A 20,088-nucleotide genomic window follows, 5' to 3' on the forward strand; every position below is an offset into this window, starting at 1 on the left:
CGGGACGGTCCATCCCCGCGTGCGCGGGGCTTACTCATCGGCGGTCAGCGCCGACGTCGAGGAGACCGGTCCATCCCCGCGTGCGCGGGGCTTACACACCGTGCCCATCACAGACCGACCTGCTGAACGGTCCATCCCCGCGTGTGCGGGGCTTACCGCAAGGCCGACCTGGTCCCCTGCCACGAGGACGGTCCATCCCCGCGTGCGCGGTGCTTACCGGCCTGTGGCCGCTTCTGGCCCAGCTCACCCCGGTCCATCCCCGCGTGCGCGGGGCTTACGAGCGCAGCGTCCGCGAGTACTCCGAGGACGTCGGTCCATCCCCGCGTGCGCGGGGCTTACCCCGGCGGTGTCCACCCGCCGGGCCGTATGGCCGGTCCATCCCCGCATGCGCGGGGCTTACATCCGCCCGGCCACCCCCGAGATGCGCCTGATCGGTCCATCCCCGCGTGCGCGGGGCTTACCCCGGCGGTGTCCACCCGCCGGGCCGTATGGCCGGTCCATCCCCGCATGCGCGGGGCTTACATCCGCCCGGCCACCCCCGAGATGCGCCTGATCGGTCCATCCCCGCGTGCGCGGGGCTTACTTCCGCTACAGCTGGACCAGCCGCGCGACGTGGGGTCCATCCCCGCGTGCGCGGGGCTTACTCGTCCAGTCACGCTCACCTCACGTATGAGGCCGGTCCATCCCCGCGTGCGCGGGGCTTACTCGCATCCCGCCCCTCAGTGCGCCCGCCTGACCGGTCCATCCCCGCGTGCGCGGGGCTTACAGAAGATGACCTGCGACTTCGCGGGCCGTTATCTCCGCTTTACCAAATCCGGAAGCCCACCGGAGTGGGCGACGGTCCCACGCCGGTGACGGTCATTCTGCCGGAGAACCACCCCGTCCGCACCGGGGACGGCCGGGAGGAGTTCCTATCGACCGCGGGAACACCCGCCCGTCGGCGGTCACTCCTCGGAGGCGCCCAGGGTGAGGGTCGTGGTCCGTCGTTCGCCGTCGCGCTCGTAGACGACGTCCACCCGGTCGCCGGGCAGCTTGCCGCGGATGAGGGTGATGAGCTGGTCGGAGCCGCGCACCGCCGTCCCGTCGAACTCGACGATGACGTCGCCGGGCCGCAGGCCGGCCTCGTCGGCGGGGCCTCCCTGCTGGACCGCCTCCTCGCCGCCGCCGCCGCTCTCGGCGATGAGCGCGCCCTCCTCCTGGTAGCGGGTGTCCAGCAGCGCCCCGATGACCGCGTGCGGCGCCCGCCCCGTCTCGATGAGCTGGCCGACGACCCGCTCGGCCTGCGCCGACGGGATCGCGAACCCCAGGCCGATGCTGCCGGTCTGCTCACCCGTGGGGCCGCCCATGGTCGCGATCGCGGAGTTCACCCCGATGACCCGCCCCCGGGCGTCCACCAGCGGGCCGCCCGAGTTGCCCGGGTTGATCGCCGCGTCGGTCTGGAGGGCGTTGATGTAGGTCTCGCTGCCCTGCTCGCCGACCGTCACCGGCCGTTCCACGGCGCTGATGATGCCGCTGGTCACCGTCCCCTCCAGGCCCAGCGGCGCCCCGACGGCGATCACCGTGTCCCCGACCGTCACCGCGTCGGAGTCGCCGAACTCCAGCGGCTCGACGTCGACGGGATCGGCCGGGTCCAGCACCGCGAGGTCGGAGCCCGGCGAACTGCCGACCACGGAGGCGGAACTGGTGCTGCCGTCGCTGTAGACGATCTCGATGCCCTGCCCCTCCAAGGCGGCGGTGACGTGGTCGTTGGTGACCACGTAGTCGTCGCGGATGACGAAGCCCGACCCGTTGCCGCTGCTCTGCGCCCCTGCGCCCTGGATCGACACCACGCTCGGGTTCACCCGCTGGGCGACGCCGGCGATCGTGTCCGGCGGCCGGCTCGGCACCCCCTCGGGTACCTCGTTGGCGAGACGGCCCGACGAGGAGAGGGAGGGCTCGTCCGCGCCGATACGGCCGCCGATCAGGCCGCCGATCCCGGCCGCGACGAGCGCGACCGGCAGCGTCACCGCGGCCAGCGACCACAGCGGGACGGTGCGGCGGGGCCGGCCCCCGCGTCCCGGATCGGCCCCCGCTCCCCCGGCCTGGTGGGCGCCGGTGTACGGGGGCTGCGCGGGGCCGCCCGGCGTTCCCGTTCCGTACCCGCCCCAGGCTCCGCCGTGCGCGGCGTGGGACGGGTACTCGTGCCGCGGCCCCCACTCCGGGCCGGGACGGTCATCCCCGATCGGGTGCGTGGCGTCGTGACCCGCTCCGTTGTCTTCCGGCTCCTCCTGGTCGCGGCGTCCGGTCTCGTCCGTCATGAGATCTCCGTCCGTCGGTGCGCGCCCCTATCCGGAAGAGCGGCCACGAAGAGGCATTCAGCGGATATTCCATACGATTCTGACCGCCTGTAGCTATAAAACACCACGCGAAGGCATCAAAGCGGAGAAAAGCGCCTTATTGGGACGGTGATCCCAGGCCCAGCCAGGACCCGAACCGGTCGAATCCGCGCCCCACCCGGGTCCAGAAACCGTCGTCGCCGACCGCCGGCAGGGACCCCACCGCGGTGTCGACGACCTCGGGCGGCGCGTCGGCCATGAGGGTGTAGACGAAACCGCCGGACTCCCAGACCCTGCGCTGCTGCCCGGACTCGCTGACGTAGACGGTGCGCCCATCCTGGACGACGGGCCGCAGCCCCTCGACGGGCTCGCTCGTGCGGGAGCCCAGCCGGCCCCACTGCACGAACACCGAGACGTAGGAGAGCCCCTCGGAGTAGGACAGGTGCACGACCCGCTCCGCGCCCTCGCCGGTGGACCGCGCCTCGACCAGCGACAGGCCGCCGTCGAGCCGTTCGGGCAGCCACCAGCCGTCGTCGGCCAGAGCGGCGCGCTCGCGCTCGTCCAGCACGTCGCCCCACGGCGCGCCCCGCACCACCTCGGTGCTGTCGGGCCGCTCCTGCGGGCCGAACTCGATCGAGACGAAGGCGCTGGCCTGGGCCACCCGACCGGCCTCGTCGAAGGTCTCGCGGCGCAGGAGCAGACCGGACTCGACGTCGATCCAGAACCGGCCCATGACCGAGCCGTCGCGCCCGCGCGCCTCGACCACCCGGGCCGGGCGCCCGCACACCGACCCCTCGCCCGCGCGCACCACCGTGTAGTTGGCGCCGAGCAGGTCCAGCAACGGGTCGTCGACGTCCAACGTGGCCGCGGAGCCGACCAGCAGCCCCGGGCCGCCCTTCTCGTCCGCGTGGCCGGCGCCGACGTAGGAGGTGCCCTCGCCCGGCCGGTGGACGACCTCGATCAGCTCGGTGTCGGTGTCGTTGCCGTTCCACGACGCCACGAACTGCACGCCCGAGTAGGACAGGGCGGGCCCCTCGGCCGCCGCGCGGCGCAGCTCGGCCATGCCGTCGTCCACGCCCGGCGGCGCCTGCCAGACCGGTCCGCTGTCGGAGGAGGTGATGGTCACCAGGAGCAGCGCCGAACACAGCAGGAGGACCGCCATCACGACGTTGGGACGCCGACCGGACCGGAAGGTCCCCGCGCTCACCGCCGCGTGGACTCGCCCACGCGGGCGACGCCGTCCACCGGGAGGACCTCGGCGGCGCCGTCCCGGTCGCCCTGGACGGCGGGGGCCACGGTGAGCCCGACCGCGGTCATCGAGACGGGATCGGCCAGGGAGGCCTGACGTGAGGTGACGGCGTGCTCGACCGCGTAGTCGGCCAACGGCGGGGTGACCACCGGCGCCCGGTCGCCCTGTCCCCCGGCGACGAAGGCCGTGCCCAGGGTGAAGCCGACCACCGACGCGCCGGCCAGCGCGTAACGGGCCTGGGCCCAGCGGGGCCGCGAACGGGGCGCGGGGATCGCGTCATGGGGCGCCTCGTCGGCCGGCGGGTCGGCGAGCGCGGTGGGGGCGGAGTCGGCCGCGGAGGAGCCCCCCAACGGGTGCCCCCAGCCGAGCGGCCGCCCCTCGCCCAGGGGGCGGCTGGAACCGAGCGGCGGGGTCGTGCCCAAGGGGCCTGACGGCCCTCCGCCGGGGTCGCGGCGGCGCAGCCCGGACAGGAACCCGCGCGAGGAGGGCGCGGGCGGCGGATCGAAGCGGTCGTCGGGCGGCGGCGCGTCGAGACCGGAGAGGGCCGCCAGGCGGCCCATGAAGTCGCTCGACGGTTCCGGCGGGTCGAGGCGGGTCAGCCGTCGCTTGAGCCGGCGCAGCATGTCGGCCTCGAAACGGCAGGACTCACAGACCGCGAGGTGTGCCAGCGCGCGATCGCGCTCGGCGTGCCCGAGCTCCCCGTCGACGAGCGCGGACAGTCGTTCCCCCAAGTGGTTCACCGGCCCTCCACCTCCTGGGTCGCACTAGGCGCCACCCGGTCGTCCCGCGGCGGCGCGTCGGCCTGTTCGCCGCGTCCGTCACGCTCGGCCGCCTGGCGCCGCCGGTGTTCCAGGGCGTTGCGCAACTGGGCGCGGCCCCGGTGGATGCGGCTGCGCACGGTTCCCAGCTTGACGCCGAGCGTCGCGGCGATCTCCTCATAGGACAGCCCCTCGATGTCGCACAGCACGACAGGGGCGCGGAACTCGGGGGGAAGCGCGTCGAGCGCGGTCTGGATGTCGGCGTCGAAGTGGCGGTCGTCGTAGGCCTGGGCGGGGGAGGGCTCGCGGCCCTGCATGCGCTCGTCGGCGGTGTCGGCCAGCCCCTCGAAGCGGATGCGGGCGCGACGGCGGGCCATGTCGAGGAAGAGGTTGGTGGTGATGCGGTGCAGCCACCCCTCGAACGTTCCCGGGGTGTAGTTGGCGAGGGAGCGGAAGACCCGGATGAAGACCTCCTGGGTGAGGTCCTCGGCGTCGTGCTGGTTGCCGGTGAGCCGGTAGGCCAGGCGGTAGACCCGCGCGGAATGGGTGCGGACCACCTCGTCCCAGCTCGGCGGCTCCCACTGGTCGAATTCAACCGCAGGTCCGGAATCCGCCACCGACGCTCCTTTCGTCTCCGCGGAGTGGTGTTCCGCGTGAGGCACGGTCCCATCGACACGAGGGAACCCTCCCCCTCTGCAACGCCACGACGCCGGATTAAGTTCCCGTACCGCTCCCGGAGCTTCCAGCGGGTTACGCTTTGCCCAGGGACACCACCTGGGTGTGACCGGTACATGACACCGAGTGACCTCCGGGACCGCCGTTCCCCCGGGAACGCGCGCGGCGCCGCGACGTCGGGTCGCGTACGGGCGGGCACGTCCCCGTCCCCGATCACGCCACCACGCACGGGAGGCCGTCATCGCCAGCCGAGACGACACACTGGCCTACATCGAGCGCTACGCCGTGGAGGACGACACGCTCACCTCCACGCGCCGGCTCGGCCAACGGGCGGACACCCATCCGATCAGCGCCGCGGGCGGCGCCGCGTTGCGCTTCCTCGCCACCGCGATCGAGGCCCGGGCCGTGGTCGAGATCGGCACCGGGTGCGGCAGTTCCGGCATCTGGCTGCTCCGCGGCATGCGCTCCGACGGCATTTTGACCAGCGTCGACATCGAGCCGGAATACCAGGCCTTCGCCCGCGAGGCCTACCGGCGGGCCGGATTCCCCGCGAACCGGGCCAGGCTCATCCACGGACGCGCGCTCGACGTGCTCCCCCGGCTCACCGACGGCGCCTACGACATGGTGTTCGTCGACGCGGCCAGGAGCGAGTACCCCGACTACCTCGACGAGGCCCTGCGCCTGCTGCGCCAGGGCGGCGTCGTCGTGTTCAACGACGCCCTGGCCGCCGGCTCGCTCGACGACGGGCCGCTGGGCGCCAGCGACCCCGGCACCATGGCCGTCCGCGAGGTCGGCCGGCTCGTGCGCGAGGACGAGCGGCTGGTGCCGCTGCTCATCCCGGCGGGCGGCGGCCTGCTCGCGGCGATCCGCACGGCCTGACCCGTCGTCTTCCCGCGGGGCCGCGGCCCCGCGGGAAGACGACGGGAGGCTCACGACGACAGCCAGCGCAGCAGGAGCCGGGTGCCGAACCCGGTGCCGCCCTTGGTGAGGACGCCCTCCTCCGCCATCGACCGGCCGGGGCCGGCGATGTCGAGGTGCGCCCAGGGCACGTCGCCGACGAACTCCTGGAGGAACAGGGCCGCCTCGGTGGCACCCGGGTTGCCGTAGTCGCGCTTGGTGCCGATGTTGGCCAGGTCGGCCACCGGCGACCGCAGGGCGTCGCGGTACTCCTCGACCAGCGGCATCCGCCACACCGTCTCGCCGGAGCCCTCGCCGGCGCCCCGCAGGGCGTCGGCCAGCCCGTCGTCGGTGGCGAACAGCGCGCCGATGCCGGTGCCCAGGGCGAGCTTGGCTGCGCCGGTGAGCGTCGCGACGTCGACGATCGTGTCGGGGGCCAGGTGGCGCACCGCGTAGGCCATGGCGTCGGCCATGACCAGGCGCCCCTCGGCGTCGGTGTTGAGGACCTCGATGGTCCGCCCGCCGTAGGCGGTGATGACGTCACCGGGACGCTGCGCCGAACCGGAGAAGGAGTTCTCCGCGATCGCGAGCAGACCGGTGACCCGGACCGGGACGCCGAGTTCGGCCAGGGCCGACATGACCCCCAGGACGATCGCCGCCCCGCTCATGTCGGTCTTCATCAGCTTCATGTTGTCGTTGGGCTTCAACGACAGACCGCCGGTGTCGAAGGTGATGCCCTTGCCGACGAGCACCACGTGCCGATCGGCCCCCTCGGGCGCGTAGTCCAGCCGCACCAGACGGGGCGGGCGGGAGGACCCGGCGCCGACCGCCAGGATCGCGCCGAACCCGTCACGGGCCAGGGCGGACTCGTCCCACACCGTGGCGGTGAGCCCGACCCGGACGGCGACCTCCTCGGCGCGGGCGGCCAGCCAGGCCGGGTCCTTCTCGGCCGAAGGGGTGTTGATCAGGTCCCGGGCGAGCGCGGTGGCCTCGGCCAGGACCCGACCGGTGTCGATGGGGCGCCTGATGTCCTCGGGGTCGGCGCCCAGCACGTCGACGGCCGGGACCGGGAGGGGTTTCTTCGGTTCCGACCGCAGGGAGAAGGTGTAGGAGGCGAGCAGCACCCCCTCGGTGAACGCGGTCAGGGCCGCCTCCGCCTCGACGGAACCGTCCCCGAGCGCTCCCACCGTGGTGGCGACGCGCTCGCGCCCCTTGGCCAGCCGGGCCAGGGTCGCGCCGGCCTTGCGCAGGTGCCCCGCTGTCGCGTCCCCGACCCCCAGCAGGACCAGCCGGACCAGGCCGCGGCCCAGGTCGACCGGGAGCTCGACCGTCTCTCCGGGTCTGCCGGCGAGGTCGTAGAAGGCGACCAGGTCGGCGAGGGGCGCGGGAAGACGCGCGTCGAGCGCGGCGGGCTCCAGCCCGATCCCGTCGCGCACCACGGCCGGAGCCTCGCCGCCCCGCACGGGGAGGGCGAGAAGATCGGCGGCGGAGTCGACGAGGTCTCCTCGGACGGGACGAATCTCCGTTGCGAAAGGCACGAACGCTCACATTCTGTGCGTACTCGGCTGCCTGGGCGATCTCGCGCGACTGACCCTGTGGATGTCGGGAGGTGGTGGTCAGGTGTGGCCGCCCATGGACAGGACCTCGGGTGGTGGGAGGGCCGACCGGCTAGCCGACGACCCCGTTCAGGGCCTCGGCCAGCGCCGCGGCCTCGTCAGGGGTCAGCTCGACGACCAGCCGACCACCGCCTTCCAGGGGGACCCGCATGATGATGCCGCGCCCCTCCTTGGTGACCTCCAGCGGACCGTCACCGGTCCTCGGCTTCATCGCCGCCATGCCGTATCCCCTTTCCTCGGAAAATTCCTCGCGTGAATGGGCCGGTCCTTCGGCTGCTCGGCCCGCCTTCCGGCGAGCGCGAACCGGGAGTGGAGCCGCATCCGCGTGATTCAGGGAATGAATCACTGGTCTGTCATTATCTCGGGTTTGGGACCTGAATGGGAACGATCGAACGTCCCCCAGACCCACTGGCCCGAAGATCGTGAACGGTTAAGGTTATAGCCGCAGCGCCCGGGCACGCCTCCCGGGCCGCCCGCCGACCACACCAGGGAGTCCCCCTTGTCCGAGTCAGACAGCGTCGTCTACGAGCTCTCGGAGGGCGTCGCCACCATCACCCTCAACCGGCCCGACGCGATGAACTCACTGACCGTCGAGGCCAAGGAGGCCCTGCTGGCCGCCGTGGAGCGGGCCCGCAACGACAACTCCGCGCGGGCGGTCGTCCTCACCGGGCGCGGCAAGGCGTTCTGCGCCGGCCAGGACCTGCGCGAGCACGCCGCCGTCCTGGGATCCGGCGAGGGACTGGGCGACACCGTGCGCAAGCACTACAACCCCATCGCGCTCGCGCTCGCGCGGATGCCCAAGCCCGTCATCGCCGCGGTCAACGGCGTGGCCGCCGGCGCCGGGGCCTCGCTGGCCTTCGCCTGCGACCTGCGCGTCGCCTCGGAGCGCGCGTCCTTCCTGATGGCGTTCGCCAACGTGGGCCTGGGGTCGGACTCCGGCGCCTCCTGGACGCTGCCCCGGCTGATCGGGCACGCCCGGGCCATGGAGATGCTGCTCCTCGCCGAGCCGGTGAAGGCGGCCCGCGCGCTGGAGATCGGCCTGGTGAACCGGGTCGTCCCGGCGGACGAGCTGGCCGGGGCCACCGGTGAACTCGCCCGGCGCCTGGCCTCGGGGCCGACCGTTGCCTACGCCGCGATCAAGGGCGAGCTCAACTTCGGCTCCGGACTGGACCTGGAGAACGCGCTGGAGATGGAGGCGGCCCTCCAGGACCAGTGCGCGCAGACCGCCGACCACCTCAACGCCACCCTGGCCTTCGTCGACAAGCGTCAGCCCGAGTTCGAGGGGCGCTGACAGCGCCCCGCCGCCGCAACGGTCCGCGACCGGGGCGGCGGCGGGTCAGCGGGTCATCGTCCCGGTCGAGGTCATGTGGCTGCCGCTGTGGGAGGACGCCCCCCACTCGGCCTCCAGCGTGCCCTCCTCGGCGCCCGGCCGCAGTTCGAGGGTGCCGGAGTCGATGCAGCGTTCGTCGCCGTCGTAGGTCTCGACGTAGTCGAAGACGATCCGGTCGTCCTCGCGCGCGGTCAGTTCGAGGCTGACGCGGCATCCCAACGACACGAACTGGCTGCTGCCGCGCTCGGCGCCGGCCTCCAGGTGCACGGTCGCCTCCCAGTCGGCGACGTGCGTCCCGTCCTGGTCGTGCTGCGACATCTCGCCGCTCCACTCGCCGGCGTAGGCCGCTGGGACACCGGTGGCGTCGTCGCCGCCCGAGGACAGGGCCCAGACCGTGACACCGCCGGCGGCGAGTAGCGCCGCGCCGGCCGCGACGCCCATGAGGAGCATGCTGCGACGGCGCCGTCCCGCGTGCCGGGTGGAACGGGGCGGCGGCCACAGCGACATCTGTCGGATGGGAGAGGCCGCGTCGGGGGTCGCGGCGCCGGGGGCCGCCGGGTCTTCGGGGCGCGTCGGCACGGCGCTCACCGGTTCTTCCCCGAGCGGCGCGGCGCGGACCGGTCGTGGCCGGCTCGGACGAGGGGTCCCGCCCACACGGCAGCCTGATCCGGGTAGGTCATCGCTTCCTCCAATACGAGCGGACGCAGGGGACCGCTCGCGGGTACAGCGAAAGAGGATAAGCCACCAGGACTTTCCCAAAGGTACCGTCACGAGTGACGAAGGACACAACGAGCCCGCGATCGTCGGCGGGGCGGGGCGGCCACGCCGGGTGTGCGATGGGCGACCCCGGGCGGGAAACAGTGGCGCGGGAGAGCCTACCCGGCCAGCCGGCCCAGTCGGCGCAGGGAACGGCGCAGCAGCACGCTCACCGGGATGCGGACCAGCGGCCAGCCCAGCCGGCCGAGCGCCCCCAGCGGGAGTTCCAGCCACTCGACCCACACCACCCGGCTGCGCCCGTCGGGCAGCGGGAGGACGTCGAACCGGCCGCGGCCCCGGACCAGGCCGCCGAGATGGCGGACCTCGCAGCGGCCCGCGGATTCGCGGGTGGCGGGGACCCACGCGGTGATCTCCATGTGGTCGGTGAAGCCCACCGGCCCCACGCCGGTGAACGCCTCGACCCGGGCGCCCACCCCCTGACCGCCCCGGGCGCGGGTGCGGTACATCCAGCGTTCGTGCAGCCGCCAGTCGACCAGGGTGCGCCAGACCCGGTCGGCCGGGGCCGGGCACACCTGGGACACGGCGACGCCCTGCACCGGGCTCACGCCTCGTCGCCCGCGCCGGAGTCGCGGGGGGCCTCGTGCCGTCCGGCGCTCACCGGCAGGGAGGCCGACTCGTCATCGGCGTCGCCGTCGCGCGGCGGCGCCGGCTCCTCCGAGCGGGGGTACAGCACGCGGGGGCCGGCCGGCTTGGCGGACAGCTCGGCGACGCGCTCCTCCAGCTCCGCGATGCGGGTGTCGCGCTCCCCCAGCGCGACGGCGACCCGGCGCAGCACCTCGTCGACACCGCGCACGTGGTAGCCCCACAGCGCCAACGGCAACCGCACCCGGCCGACGTCGGCCCCGGTCACCGGCCGATCCACGGGCAGCTCCAACGGCGGATGGTCGGCCTCGAAGCGGGCCAGCCGGCCGCCTCCGCCCATGACCACGAGCGCCACCCCGGCGAGGACGGCGACGGCGGCCAACGCGATCAGGATCAGGATGGCTAGGTTCACGCTCCGATCGTGCCACATCGGCCGCCGCTCGGGGCAAGGACCGCACCGCGCGCCCCACCGGCCATGCGAGACTCGACGGGTGCGCGAGGCAACAGGATTCAGCGTGGTTCCGCCGGACGCGACGGTCGACGGCGCGGTCGACGCCGGATACCGGCCGACGGTGGCGCGCGTGCGCGAACTCGCCGCCGGCGACCGGCCGGTGCTCGTCCGCTGCGCTCCCCCCGGCGAGGCCGGCCCCGGCCGCGAGCCGGGACCGGCCGAGACGATCGCCGCGGTGGTGGTCTACGCCTGGTCGGGCGCGCGGGTGTTCGCCACCGGCCACCCCCGGGAGGTCGGCCAGGCCCTGGACATGGTGGCCTCGATCAGCGGCGTGCGACCCCCCGCCGTGGCGCGCCGGGGACTGGTGTGACCCCTCAGGTGCCGTTGCCGGCCTGCTGGGCGTCCTGCACCTCGTGAGCGGTCTCCTCGACCTGCTCCGCCTCGAACCGGCGCCGCTCCAGGTCGACGTGGGCCTTGCGGATGGTCTCGACGACCTCGTCGGCGTCGTCGGTGAGGTACATCAGGTCCGGGTCCGAGGGCGAGATGACCCCCTCGTCCAGCAACCGGCCGCGGATCCACTCGACCAGGCCGCCCCAGAACTCCGTTCCGACCAGTACGACGGGGAAGCGGGTGACCTTACCGGTCTGCACCAGCGTGATGGCCTCGAACAGCTCGTCGAGGGTGCCGAACCCGCCGGGCAGCACCACGAACGCCTGGGAGTACTTCACGAACATCGTCTTGCGGACGAAGAAGTACCGGAACGTCACGCCCATGTCGATGTGCTCGTTGAGCGACTGCTCGAAGGGCAGCTCGATGCCCAGGCCGATCGAGGGGCCGCCGGCCGCCTTGGCGCCCTTGTTCGCGGCCTCCATCATGCCGGGGCCGCCGCCGGTGATGACGGTGTACCCGGCCTCGGCGAGCTTGGCGCCGATGCGCTCGCCCAGCGCGTAGTAGGGACTGTCCGGCTTGATCCGGGCGGAGCCGAAGACGCTGACGGCCTGACCGACCTCCGACAACAGGCCGAAACCCTCGACGAACTCCGACTGGATGCGCATGACCCGCCACGGGTCGGTGTGGACCCAGTCGCTGGGGCCGCGTCGATCGAGAAGGCGCTGGTCGGTGGTGGTCTCGGGGATGGCCTGCCCGCGGTAGGTCAGGGGGCCCGCCCGCCGGACGTTGGATCGAGATTCCGTCATGGCGTAACGCTACCCGTTCCGCCCCCACCTCCACTGGCGTGTTGATCACCCTGGTGTGACGTGGTGGGGAACGCTTGATGACGTCGACGCGCCGCGCGCTCAGACCGTCCCGGCCCCGCTCAGCCAGGCGACCATGCGGCGCTCGGCCTCGACGACGGCCGCCAGCTCGACCCACTCGTCCCTGGTGTGGGCGAGGGTCGGCTCCCCCGGACCGTAGTTGACCGCGGGGACGCCCAGCTCCGACATCCGGGCGACGTCGGTCCAGCCGAGCTTGGCCCGCGCCTGCCCGGAGCCGACCTTCTCGACGAAGGCCGCCGCGGCCGGGTGGTCCAGGCCGGGACGGGCGGGCGGGGCGGCGTCGGTGACCCTGACCTCGAAGCCGTCGAACACCTCGCGCAGGTGCGCCTCGGCGTCGGCGACGCTCAGGTCGGGGGCGAAGCGGTAGTTGACGGTGACGACGCACTCGTCGGGGATGACGTTGCCGGCCACGCCCCCCGAGACGAAGACGGCGTTGAGGCCCTCGTGGAAACGGAGCCCCTCGACCTCCGGCCGGCGCGGCTCATAGGCGCGCAACACGTCGAGGATGCGTCCGGCCTCGTGGATGGCGTTGCGCCCCATCCAGGAGCGGGCGCTGTGCGCGCGTTCGCCGCGCGCGACCACCTCGACGCGCATGGTGCCCTGGCAGCCGCCCTCGATCACGCCGCCGGTGGGCTCCATGAGGACCGCGAAATCGCCGGACAGCCACTCGGGCGAGGTGAGGGAGAGCCGGCGCAGCCCGTTGCGCTCGGCGTCGACCTCCTCGCAGTCGTAGAAGACGTAGGTGACGTCGTGGACCGGCTCGGTCACCGTGGCGGCCAGCTTGAGCTGCACGGCGACACCGCTCTTCATGTCGGAGGTGCCGCAGCCGTAGAGACGGCCGTCGACGACCTTCGAGGGGACGTTGCCCACGATCGGCACGGTGTCGATGTGCCCGGCGAGGACCACCCGCTGGGGACGGCCCAGCTCCGTGCGCGCCACGATGGCGTCGCCGTCGCGGTGGACCCGCAGGTGCGGCAGGGCGCGCAGCTCCGTCTCGATCGCGTCGGCGAGGACGCGCTCGCCCCCACTGACCGACTCGATGTCGACGAGGCGGGCGGTCAGGTCACGGACGTCGGCGGTGAGATCGAGCATGGCGCGCTTTCGAGGTCGGGGACGTTCCCCGCCCGGCGGCGTGCCGGGCGGGAAGCGGACGGGACGGAAGGGACCCTAGGCGTTGACGCCGTGCTCGCGCAGCAGGTCGTTCAACGCCAGCTTGTCGTGCTCCTGCCCCTCCTCCAGGCGCTTGAGCACCAGCAGGCAGGGCATGGCGAAGTCGCCGCCGGGGAAGCTCTTGACCCGGTTGGCGGTGACGCACACCGACCAGGCCGGGGCCTCGCCCCGGGGCAGCTCCTCGCCGGTCTCGGCGTCGAAGACCCGGGTCGAGGAGGTCAGCAGGGTGCCGGCGCCGAGCTTGGCGCCACGGCGCACCCGGGCGCCCTCGACGACCATGCTGCGCGAGCCGATGAAGGCGTCGTCCTCGACGATGACCGGGGACGCCTGCGGCGGCTCCAGGACGCCGCCCAGACCGACGCCACCGGACAGGTGGACGTTCTCGCCGACCTGCGCGCAGGAGCCGACGGTCGCCCAGGTGTCGACCATCGTGCCGGAGCCCACGTAGGCGCCGAAGTTGGTGAACGACGGCATCAGCACGACGCCCGGCGCGAGGTAGGCGCCCCAACGGGCGATCGCCCCGGGGACGACGCGCACGCCGTCGAAGCGCTTCTTCAGCGGGATGCGGTCGTGGTGGTAGAAGTCACCGACCTTCGACTCCTCCATGCCGAGCACGCGGAAGCTGAGCAGGATCGCCCGCTTGGCGCGCTCGTCGACGACGACCTCGTCCGTCGCGGCGTCGACGAAGGCCACGCGGGCCTTGCCGGCGTCGAGTTCGTCGACCGCGCCGACGATGACGTCGCGGGCCTCGGTGTGGTCGGGAGTGAGCTCGGAACGGCGCTCCCAGAGTTCGTCGACGGCCTCGGGGAGCGGACTGGTGAACGAGGTGGTCATGGCTGTGGAGCCTACCGTTTCCCGTCCCTCGGCCACGAACGGCCCGCCCGCGGCCACGGGGACACCCGGCGGGCGCCACCACGACGCTCCTCCTCCGAGCGCCTACTATCGGTACCGGTCTCCCGGCCCCACCGGTCCCGCTGCCCAGCGCCGGCACCGTCCATGACACGGCCGGGAAACACCACCCACCCTGTACGCCGAGGCGGGACACGGCCGCATGCCGTCCGTGATCGCGCCCCACGAACCATTTGGTCTACGTGTGCCTAGCAAGCGTCGAAGAATCTCCGCGTTCTTCAAGATCCTCATCGTGCTGACGGTGGTCTGCGGCGCGCTCGTCGCCGGTGGGTACTACCTCATGCACTCGATCCGACCGATCGAGCTGACACCCCCCGAGCCCGTCGCGGCCTGCACCGTCACCGCCCGCGACGACATGGACGAACTCGAACCGGAGCAGGCCGCCAACGCCGCCACGATCGGCGGCGTGGCCTTCAGCCGGAACCTGCCCGAACACGCCGTCGTCATCGCCTACGCGACGGTGTGGCAGGAGACGAAGTTCTACAACATCGCGCACGGCGACCGGGACTCCCTCGGCCTGTTCCAGCAGCGCCCGTCGATGGAATGGGGTGACCCCGAGCAGATCATCGACCCCGTCTACGCCAGCGGCGAGTTCTACGACGCGCTGGCCGAGATCCCCGACTACCAGGACATGCCGGTCTACGAGGCGGCCCAGGCGGTGCAGCGCAGCGCCGACGGCTTCGCCTACGACCAGCACGAGGAGCGGTCCCGCACCATGGCCGCGGCCTTCAGCGGTTCCGAGGGGCCCGCGGTGAGCTGCCGCTTCGAGGCGGAGGAGGCCGCCGAGACGGACGTGGCGGCGGCCGAGCAGGAGATGGAGCGCGTGTTCGGCGTGGCACCGGGCTCGCTTCCGGTCGCCTCGCCCCCGCAGACCGGCGACCTGGGCTGGGCGATGGCGATCTGGGCCGTCACCCACGCCCAGGAGTACGGCCTGTCCTCGGTCACCTACGACGGCATGCGCTGGCGGGCAGCCGAGGGCCAGGAGGGGTGGGTCAAGGTGTCCGACGCCTCTCCCGAAGGCCAGATCGTCCTGGGCTGAACGAGCGGGGCGCGGCTCCCCCGGTGGGGGGCCGCGCCCCGGACGCCGTCACGGGCCGGTTCAGCCGGCCACGGCCTCCAGCCGCTTGACCGCGGCCGCGACCCGCTCGTCGGAGGCGGTGAACGCCACGCGCACGTGGCCGGCCCCCGAAGGCCCGTAGAACTCGCCGGGGGCGACCAGGATGCCGTGCTCGGCGAGCAGCCGAACGGCCGACCAGGCGTCGTGGCCGGGGAGGGACGCCCACAGGTACAGCCCCGCCTCGGAGTGGGTGATGCGCCATCCCGCCCGCTCCAGCGCCCCGCGCAGCAGTTCGCGGCGCACCCGGTAGCGCTCCTTCTGCTCGTCGGCGTGGGAGTCGTCGTCCAACGCCGCGACCATCGCCGCCTGCACCGGCGCCGCGACGATCATCCCGGCGTGCTTGCGCACCTCCAGCAGCTCGGTGACGAGCGCGGGATCACCGGCGAGGAAGGCCGCCCGGTAGCCGGCCAGGTTGGAGCGCTTGGACAGCGAGTGGACCGCCAGCAGCCCCTCGTGGGAGCCACCGCAGACATCGGGGTGCAGGATCGACACGGGGCGGACACCGTCCCAGCCGAGGTCGATGTAGCACTCGTCGGAGGCGACCACGGCGCCGCGTTCGCGCGCCCACGCCACCACCTTGCGCAGGTGCTCGACCGGCAGCACCCGGCCGGTGGGGTTGGCCGGCGAGTTGATCCACACCAGCGGCACACGGGCCGGGCCGAGCGCGGTCAGCCCGTCGGAGGCCACGGGGGTGGCCCCCGCCAGCCGGATCCCCACGTCATAGGTGGGGTAGGCGAGCTCGGGGTGGACGACGGTGTCGCCCGGTCCCACCCCCAGCAGGGTCGGCAGCCAGGCGACGAGCTCCTTGGAGCCGATGGTGGGCAGCGTGGCGGCCGGGTCGATGACGGCCCCGTGGCGCCGTCCCAGCCAGTCCGCGATCGACTCGCGCAGCCGGGGCGTCCCGTAGGTCGCCGGGTACCCCGGCGCGTCGGCCGCCTCGCCCAGCGCCCGCTGGATCACCTCGGGGACCGGGTCGACGGGGGTTCCCACCGACAGGTCGACGATGCCGTCCGGATGCGCCGCGGCGACCTTCTTCGCGGGGGCCAACCGGTCCCAGGGAAAGGTCGGCAACCGGTCCACCACACGCCGTCGTTCGGCCATTGTTCACGTCCTCGCTCACCTGCGGAAAAACCGTCGCGCCGCCCCATCAGGGACGGCGCGACACCATGATCGCGCGCGGCCGTGCCGCGCGGCGGCACGGCGGTCCCGCGCGTCTCGCCTATTCCTCGCCCTGGGGCGGGAGGGCCGCGACCACGGCGTGGTCCTTGTCGATCTGCCCCACCTTGGAGGCGCCGCCCGGCGAACCCAGTTCGTCGAAGAACTCCACGTTCGCCTTGTAGAAGTCCGACCACTGCTCGGGCAGGTCGTCCTCGTAGTAGATGGCCTCTACGGGGCACACCGGCTCGCAGGCGCCGCAGTCGACGCACTCGTCCGGGTGGATGTAGAGCATGCGCTTGCCCTCGTAGATGCAGTCGACGGGGCACTCTTCGATGCACGCCTTGTCGAGCACATCGACGCAGGGCTGCGCGATGACGTAGGTCACGTCGTACTCCTCTTCGGTCTTCGCCACGCTGACCGCATATGGGTGTCTCCGATGTCACATAGCCTGACGTTGCCGGAACGCCGGCAGCGGGTACGCCGAGACCATCTGACACGCGATTCGCTGCTTCCAGTATTGCGGTGGTCGGGGTGCCGAGACTAATTGGGGGTAACAGGTGGGTTTCGTTGCACGGCTCTCCGATTCCGTTACGCCGCAGGACATCGGTCGGCGCGTCACTGTGCGCATCCAGCTCCCGGACGGGCGCTTCCGGGATATCGTCGGGATGCTGGAGGCCTGGGAGGACGGCCTCATCACCGTCCGCAGGCACGACGACACTGTGACCGAGGTCACTGCTGACGACGTGGTCGCGAGCAGGGTCATCCCCCCGTCCCCGCCCCGGCGCCGTCCCCGGACCGGCGCCTGAGTCCCGCCCGCGAACGCCGCTCCCCAGCGGCGCCGACCATGATGTGGAGCCGTATCCCCACGCGAACGGCCTGATCTGGAGGTGACGAGGTTCCGTCATGCAGGAGACCGTCGCGTCCGCCCTCGCGCAGATGGCGCGGCTGGACCCCAAGGCCGCCCGCTCCGCCGAGAGCGCGTTGGAGACCCTCACGGCCGGACGCGGCCTGGAGACACTGAGCCAGCGCGCCGTCCAGGAGTTCTGCTGGTACGTGCTCCCCCTGCGGTTTCCCACCGAATCCGCCGAGTGGGGGTTCGTCGCCGAGTCTCTCGGCCACCTGTTCTCCCTCCTGGACCTTCCCCGCTACGCCGAGATCTGCACCTCCGGGCGCACCCGCGACATCCTGTCCGCGCACGCCGCCGGGCACGGCCGCGGCGTGCTCGCCTACGAACGGAGCATGCGCGCCTCCGGCGTGGAACCCCCCGACCTCGCCGAGCTGACCTGGGGCACGGCGCTGGGCCAGGCCGAGATCGAGGCCTACCAGGCGGCGTCGGCCGCCCTGGAACTGAGCATCGCGGCGGGCGAGGTCCGACCCGGCTCGCGCGGCTGGCGCTCCGCGCAGGAACGGCACGCCCGCGCGTTCCTGACCCGGCCCGACGGGCAGGGACGCAGCCGGCTCGACCGGATCCGCGAGGAGCGGGTCCGCGAATGGCTCTCCTCCCCCTCCCACCCCCACCGCCGCCGCCTGTGGCCGCTGCTGGACCAGATCACCGTGGGCGCCGAACCCCCGCACGACGCCGCGCGGGCCCTCGCGCCGGTGCAACGGCTGCTCGACTACGCCGACGACGGGATCGGCCTGACCCAGATCGGCTACATCTCCCCCTCCGTCGTGCGGGAGCTGTGCGGCGAGTTCGCCTGGGAGACCACCCCGTCCTCGCCCCGCAGCGAGACCGACGTCATGCAGATCATCGCGCTGCACAAGCTGCTGCGCACCATGCGGGCGGTCCGCCGCTGCGGCCGGCGCCTGGTGCTGACCAGACGGGGCCGCCAGCTCCACGAGAGCACCGAGGCGCTGTGGCGCGCGGTCGCCGAGAGCGTGCTGTGCACCGACGGGTTCGAACAGGCCGCCACCGAGACCCTGCTGGGGCTGTTGCTTCTGCGCTCCCCTCGCTCGCGCGGCAGCCACTCGCGCGACGGCAACGTCGACATCGCCGAGGAGGCGCGGCTGGCGCTCGCCGACGCCGGCTGGGAACACCCCTCCGGCGACGACGAGACGGACGAGGACTCCCCCGACGGTTCCCGCCGGTGCGGCCGGCGCAGGGTCGAATCGGTGCTGATCACGGTGACCTGGCTGCTGGAGACCCTCGGCTGTGTCAGCGGGCACGACCTGCTCGGCGAGGGACGCACCTCCCCGCGGCTGACGAAGGTCGGCCGGGCGTTCGCGCTCACGGCGATCCACCTCTCGGCCACCTCGCCCCGCGCCTCGCTCTAGCCCGGCGCGGCGAACGGTCACCCGGTACCGAGACGGGGAGACGACCCCCTAGCCTTGCAGGTGAGCCGCGGACGCCCTCGTCCGCGCCGACACCAGGCGACCACCACCAGCAGGAGCAGCATGTCCACGCCCGATCCGGAGCAGCGCGACGAGCCGGCGCAGACGTCCGGGGACGCGACCGCGCCGAACGCGGCCGGCGCCGAGTCCGCCTCCGCCGGAGCGGCCACACCGGCCGAAGCGTCCTCGCCCGTCCAGCCCGAGGGGGAGCGGCCGTCCCGCTCCATCGTGGACGTCCTGCCCAGCCCGGTGTTCGTCCTGCTCGTCGGTTTGACCGCGCTGGCCGGCTGGCTGTCGTGGACCCGCGGCGAGGAGGACTGGTTCACCGGCTCCCAGGTCTACGCGCCGTTCGTGTTCATCCTCGGCGGCTGGATCGTGTCGATCGCGGTACACGAGTTCGCCCACGCGGCGCTGGCCTACGCGCTCGGCGAGCGCTCGCTGCGCGGCAGCGCCCGCCTGCGCCTCAACCCGTTCGCCTACCGTGACGGGTTCGCCGGGTGGGTCCTCCCCCTCGTCTACCTGTTCTTCGGCGGGTTCGGCCTGACCGGCCCGGCCGTCCACCCGGAACGGCCCGCCGTCACCGGGCGGGTGCGCCGCAGCGTCATCGCCCTTGGCGGCATCGCCGCCAACCTCCTGATCGCCGTTGTCCTGGCGGTCGTGGTGAAGGCGCTGATCCCCGAGGGGTCGGTGACCAACAACTGGATGATCGTCGGCCTGATCTACCTGTGCTTCCTCAACGTCACCTCGGCGTTGGTCAACGTGCTGCCGATCCCCGGCCTCGACGGGTTCGACGCGATCGCCCCGTACCTGCCCGGGCGCCTGGGCCGGCGCTCGCTCACCACCGCGGTCTTCGGCTCGGTGGTGGTGTTCGCGATCCTGTGGTTCCCGCAGGTCAACACCGTCTTCCTGAACGCCGTCCACGCCCTGCTCGGACTCGTGGGGATGAACGAGGAGTACTTCGCGTTCGGTGACCTGCTGTTCCGGTTCTGGGTGAGCTGACCTCGCCGGGTCAGCCCCGGGGCGGGGTCAGCACGGTCGCCACCACCACGGCGGCGATGCCGCCGAAGACGAACCCGTAGTTGATCGTCGCCGAGGTCAGCACGACGTCACCGCCGGAGGACCAGCCGATCAGGGCGAAACTCGCGGCGACCCACCCCGCCGCGGGGAACCCGGCGCCCGGCCGGCCCAGCTCGCGTCCGGCGAGCCGGCAGGCCAGGAACAGCAGCAGCAGGAACGCGACGAGCCCGGACACCGCCACCACCGTGCCGGCCGTGCCCGTCTGCGACAGCCACGCCAGCCACCCCTGGGCGATCCCCGCGACGATTCCCGCCACGAACCCCAGGACCAGCAGCGCCGCGTAACTGGCCATGACGATGGCGTCGGGCAGGAGGCGGGGGCCGGGTGAGGCGCCGTCCTGACTGCGCGACGCCGGCCGGGATGCGGAAGCGGACATGTCCGCAGCGTATCGGCTCACCGGTC

Annotated in this window: 22 protein-coding genes and 1 CRISPR repeat array; of the genes, 7 read left to right on the forward strand and 15 right to left on the reverse strand. The window is 72.9% G+C overall.

What is annotated here, in order from left to right; genetic code table 11:
- Nucleotides 1-5 precede the first annotated feature (5 nt).
- Nucleotides 6-766: a CRISPR direct-repeat array (repeat unit 29 nt; unit sequence CGGTCCATCCCCGCGTGCGCGGGGCTTAC).
- Between the two features lie 178 nt (nucleotides 767-944).
- From B5D66_RS19935 to sigE, 4 genes are all read right to left on the reverse strand, one after another.
- Nucleotides 945-2,297, reverse strand: a complete 1,353-nt coding sequence (locus tag B5D66_RS19935; protein ID WP_078763324.1) for a S1C family serine protease — start codon at nucleotides 2,295-2,297, stop codon at nucleotides 945-947.
- Nucleotides 2,298-2,433: 136 nt separating this feature from the next.
- Nucleotides 2,434-3,477 (reverse strand): sigma-E factor regulatory protein RseB domain-containing protein, encoded by a 1,044-nt coding sequence (locus tag B5D66_RS19940; RefSeq protein ID WP_144390222.1) that lies wholly within the window; start codon nucleotides 3,475-3,477, stop codon nucleotides 2,434-2,436.
- Between the two features lie 41 nt (nucleotides 3,478-3,518).
- Entirely contained in the window at nucleotides 3,519-4,304 is a 786-nt protein-coding gene (locus B5D66_RS19945; protein ID WP_078763326.1) for a zf-HC2 domain-containing protein, read from the reverse strand.
- Nucleotides 4,301-4,939, reverse strand: a complete 639-nt coding sequence (gene sigE / locus B5D66_RS19950) for an RNA polymerase sigma factor SigE (protein ID WP_235001116.1) — start codon at nucleotides 4,937-4,939, stop codon at nucleotides 4,301-4,303. Before sigE ends, B5D66_RS19945 begins: the two co-directional genes overlap by 4 nt.
- 328 nt (nucleotides 4,940-5,267) lie before the next feature.
- Here sigE and B5D66_RS19955 point away from each other — a divergent pair, with 328 nt between their 5' ends.
- Complete coding sequence (locus tag B5D66_RS19955; RefSeq protein WP_144390233.1) at nucleotides 5,268-5,876, forward strand: O-methyltransferase; 609 nt, start codon at nucleotides 5,268-5,270, stop codon at nucleotides 5,874-5,876.
- A gap of 50 nt (nucleotides 5,877-5,926) precedes the next feature.
- Here B5D66_RS19955 and B5D66_RS19960 read toward each other — a convergent pair whose 3' ends face one another.
- Nucleotides 5,927-7,432 carry a leucyl aminopeptidase gene (locus B5D66_RS19960; protein ID WP_078763328.1) on the reverse strand — a complete coding sequence of 502 codons (1,506 nt, stop codon included), beginning with the start codon at nucleotides 7,430-7,432 and terminating at the stop codon, nucleotides 5,927-5,929.
- A 130-nt stretch (nucleotides 7,433-7,562) separates the two neighbouring features.
- Entirely contained in the window at nucleotides 7,563-7,730 is a 168-nt protein-coding gene (locus B5D66_RS19965; protein WP_078763329.1) for a DUF3117 domain-containing protein, read from the reverse strand.
- 279 nt (nucleotides 7,731-8,009) lie between these two features.
- Between B5D66_RS19965 and B5D66_RS19970 the strand changes: the two genes are divergently transcribed.
- Nucleotides 8,010-8,801 (forward strand): enoyl-CoA hydratase-related protein, encoded by a 792-nt coding sequence (locus B5D66_RS19970; RefSeq protein ID WP_078763330.1) that lies wholly within the window; start codon nucleotides 8,010-8,012, stop codon nucleotides 8,799-8,801.
- Nucleotides 8,802-8,846: 45 nt separating this feature from the next.
- Here the strand turns inward: B5D66_RS19970 and B5D66_RS19975 are convergent, their stop codons facing one another.
- The 3 genes from B5D66_RS19975 to B5D66_RS19985 all read right to left on the reverse strand — a co-directional run bounded on the left by B5D66_RS19975 (nucleotide 8,847) and on the right by B5D66_RS19985 (nucleotide 10,611).
- Nucleotides 8,847-9,428, reverse strand: coding sequence for a hypothetical protein (locus B5D66_RS19975; RefSeq protein WP_235001117.1), 582 nt, complete (start codon nucleotides 9,426-9,428; stop codon nucleotides 8,847-8,849).
- Nucleotides 9,429-9,715: 287 nt separating this feature from the next.
- On the reverse strand, nucleotides 9,716-10,162 hold the full coding sequence (locus B5D66_RS19980) for an SRPBCC family protein (RefSeq protein ID WP_235001118.1): 447 nt from the start codon (nucleotides 10,160-10,162) through the stop codon (nucleotides 9,716-9,718).
- On the reverse strand, nucleotides 10,159-10,611 hold the full coding sequence (locus B5D66_RS19985; protein WP_235001119.1) for a hypothetical protein: 453 nt from the start codon (nucleotides 10,609-10,611) through the stop codon (nucleotides 10,159-10,161). The genes B5D66_RS19980 and B5D66_RS19985 overlap by 4 nt, the downstream gene beginning before the upstream one ends.
- Nucleotides 10,612-10,714: 103 nt before the next feature.
- Between B5D66_RS19985 and B5D66_RS19990 the strand changes: the two genes are divergently transcribed.
- Nucleotides 10,715-11,020 (forward strand): hypothetical protein, encoded by a 306-nt coding sequence (locus B5D66_RS19990; RefSeq protein WP_235001120.1) that lies wholly within the window; start codon nucleotides 10,715-10,717, stop codon nucleotides 11,018-11,020.
- Between the two features lie 4 nt (nucleotides 11,021-11,024).
- On the opposite strand, the gene B5D66_RS19995 is transcribed toward B5D66_RS19990, so the two are convergent.
- From B5D66_RS19995 to B5D66_RS20005, 3 genes are all read right to left on the reverse strand, one after another.
- Entirely contained in the window at nucleotides 11,025-11,846 is an 822-nt protein-coding gene (locus B5D66_RS19995) for an LOG family protein (RefSeq protein ID WP_078763333.1), read from the reverse strand.
- Nucleotides 11,847-11,945: 99 nt separating this feature from the next.
- A complete protein-coding gene (dapE, locus tag B5D66_RS20000; protein WP_078763334.1) occupies nucleotides 11,946-13,016 on the reverse strand; it encodes a succinyl-diaminopimelate desuccinylase in 1,071 nt (356 codons plus the stop codon).
- A 75-nt stretch (nucleotides 13,017-13,091) separates the two neighbouring features.
- Entirely contained in the window at nucleotides 13,092-13,928 is an 837-nt protein-coding gene (locus B5D66_RS20005) for a 2,3,4,5-tetrahydropyridine-2,6-dicarboxylate N-succinyltransferase (protein ID WP_078763335.1), read from the reverse strand.
- Nucleotides 13,929-14,187: 259 nt separating this feature from the next.
- Between B5D66_RS20005 and B5D66_RS20010 the strand changes: the two genes are divergently transcribed.
- Nucleotides 14,188-15,042, forward strand: a complete 855-nt coding sequence (locus B5D66_RS20010) for a hypothetical protein (RefSeq protein WP_235001121.1) — start codon at nucleotides 14,188-14,190, stop codon at nucleotides 15,040-15,042.
- Between the two features lie 60 nt (nucleotides 15,043-15,102).
- Here B5D66_RS20010 and dapC read toward each other — a convergent pair whose 3' ends face one another.
- Both dapC and fdxA read right to left on the reverse strand, forming a co-directional pair.
- Nucleotides 15,103-16,221: a succinyldiaminopimelate transaminase gene (dapC, locus tag B5D66_RS20015; protein WP_078763337.1), complete on the reverse strand. Its 1,119-nt coding sequence runs from the start codon at nucleotides 16,219-16,221 to the stop codon at nucleotides 15,103-15,105.
- Nucleotides 16,222-16,339: 118 nt separating this feature from the next.
- Nucleotides 16,340-16,663 carry a ferredoxin gene (gene fdxA, locus B5D66_RS20020; protein ID WP_078763486.1) on the reverse strand — a complete coding sequence of 108 codons (324 nt, stop codon included), beginning with the start codon at nucleotides 16,661-16,663 and terminating at the stop codon, nucleotides 16,340-16,342.
- Nucleotides 16,664-16,835: 172 nt separating this feature from the next.
- On the opposite strand from fdxA, the gene B5D66_RS26615 reads away from it, so the two are divergent.
- From B5D66_RS26615 to B5D66_RS20035, 3 genes are all read left to right on the forward strand, one after another.
- Nucleotides 16,836-17,084, forward strand: coding sequence for a putative acetyltransferase (locus B5D66_RS26615; protein ID WP_078763338.1), 249 nt, complete (start codon nucleotides 16,836-16,838; stop codon nucleotides 17,082-17,084).
- Nucleotides 17,085-17,181: 97 nt separating this feature from the next.
- A complete protein-coding gene (locus tag B5D66_RS20030; RefSeq protein ID WP_078763339.1) occupies nucleotides 17,182-18,552 on the forward strand; it encodes a hypothetical protein in 1,371 nt (456 codons plus the stop codon).
- Nucleotides 18,553-18,672: 120 nt separating this feature from the next.
- Complete coding sequence (locus B5D66_RS20035; protein WP_078763340.1) at nucleotides 18,673-19,608, forward strand: site-2 protease family protein; 936 nt, start codon at nucleotides 18,673-18,675, stop codon at nucleotides 19,606-19,608.
- Between the two features lie 10 nt (nucleotides 19,609-19,618).
- On the opposite strand, the gene B5D66_RS25205 is transcribed toward B5D66_RS20035, so the two are convergent.
- Nucleotides 19,619-20,062 (reverse strand): DUF6113 family protein, encoded by a 444-nt coding sequence (locus B5D66_RS25205; protein WP_144390223.1) that lies wholly within the window; start codon nucleotides 20,060-20,062, stop codon nucleotides 19,619-19,621.
- Nucleotides 20,063-20,088: the final 26 nt, after the last annotated feature.

The organism is Marinactinospora thermotolerans DSM 45154 (assembly GCF_900167435.1).
Classification (GTDB): domain Bacteria; phylum Actinomycetota; class Actinomycetes; order Streptosporangiales; family Streptosporangiaceae; genus Marinactinospora; species Marinactinospora thermotolerans.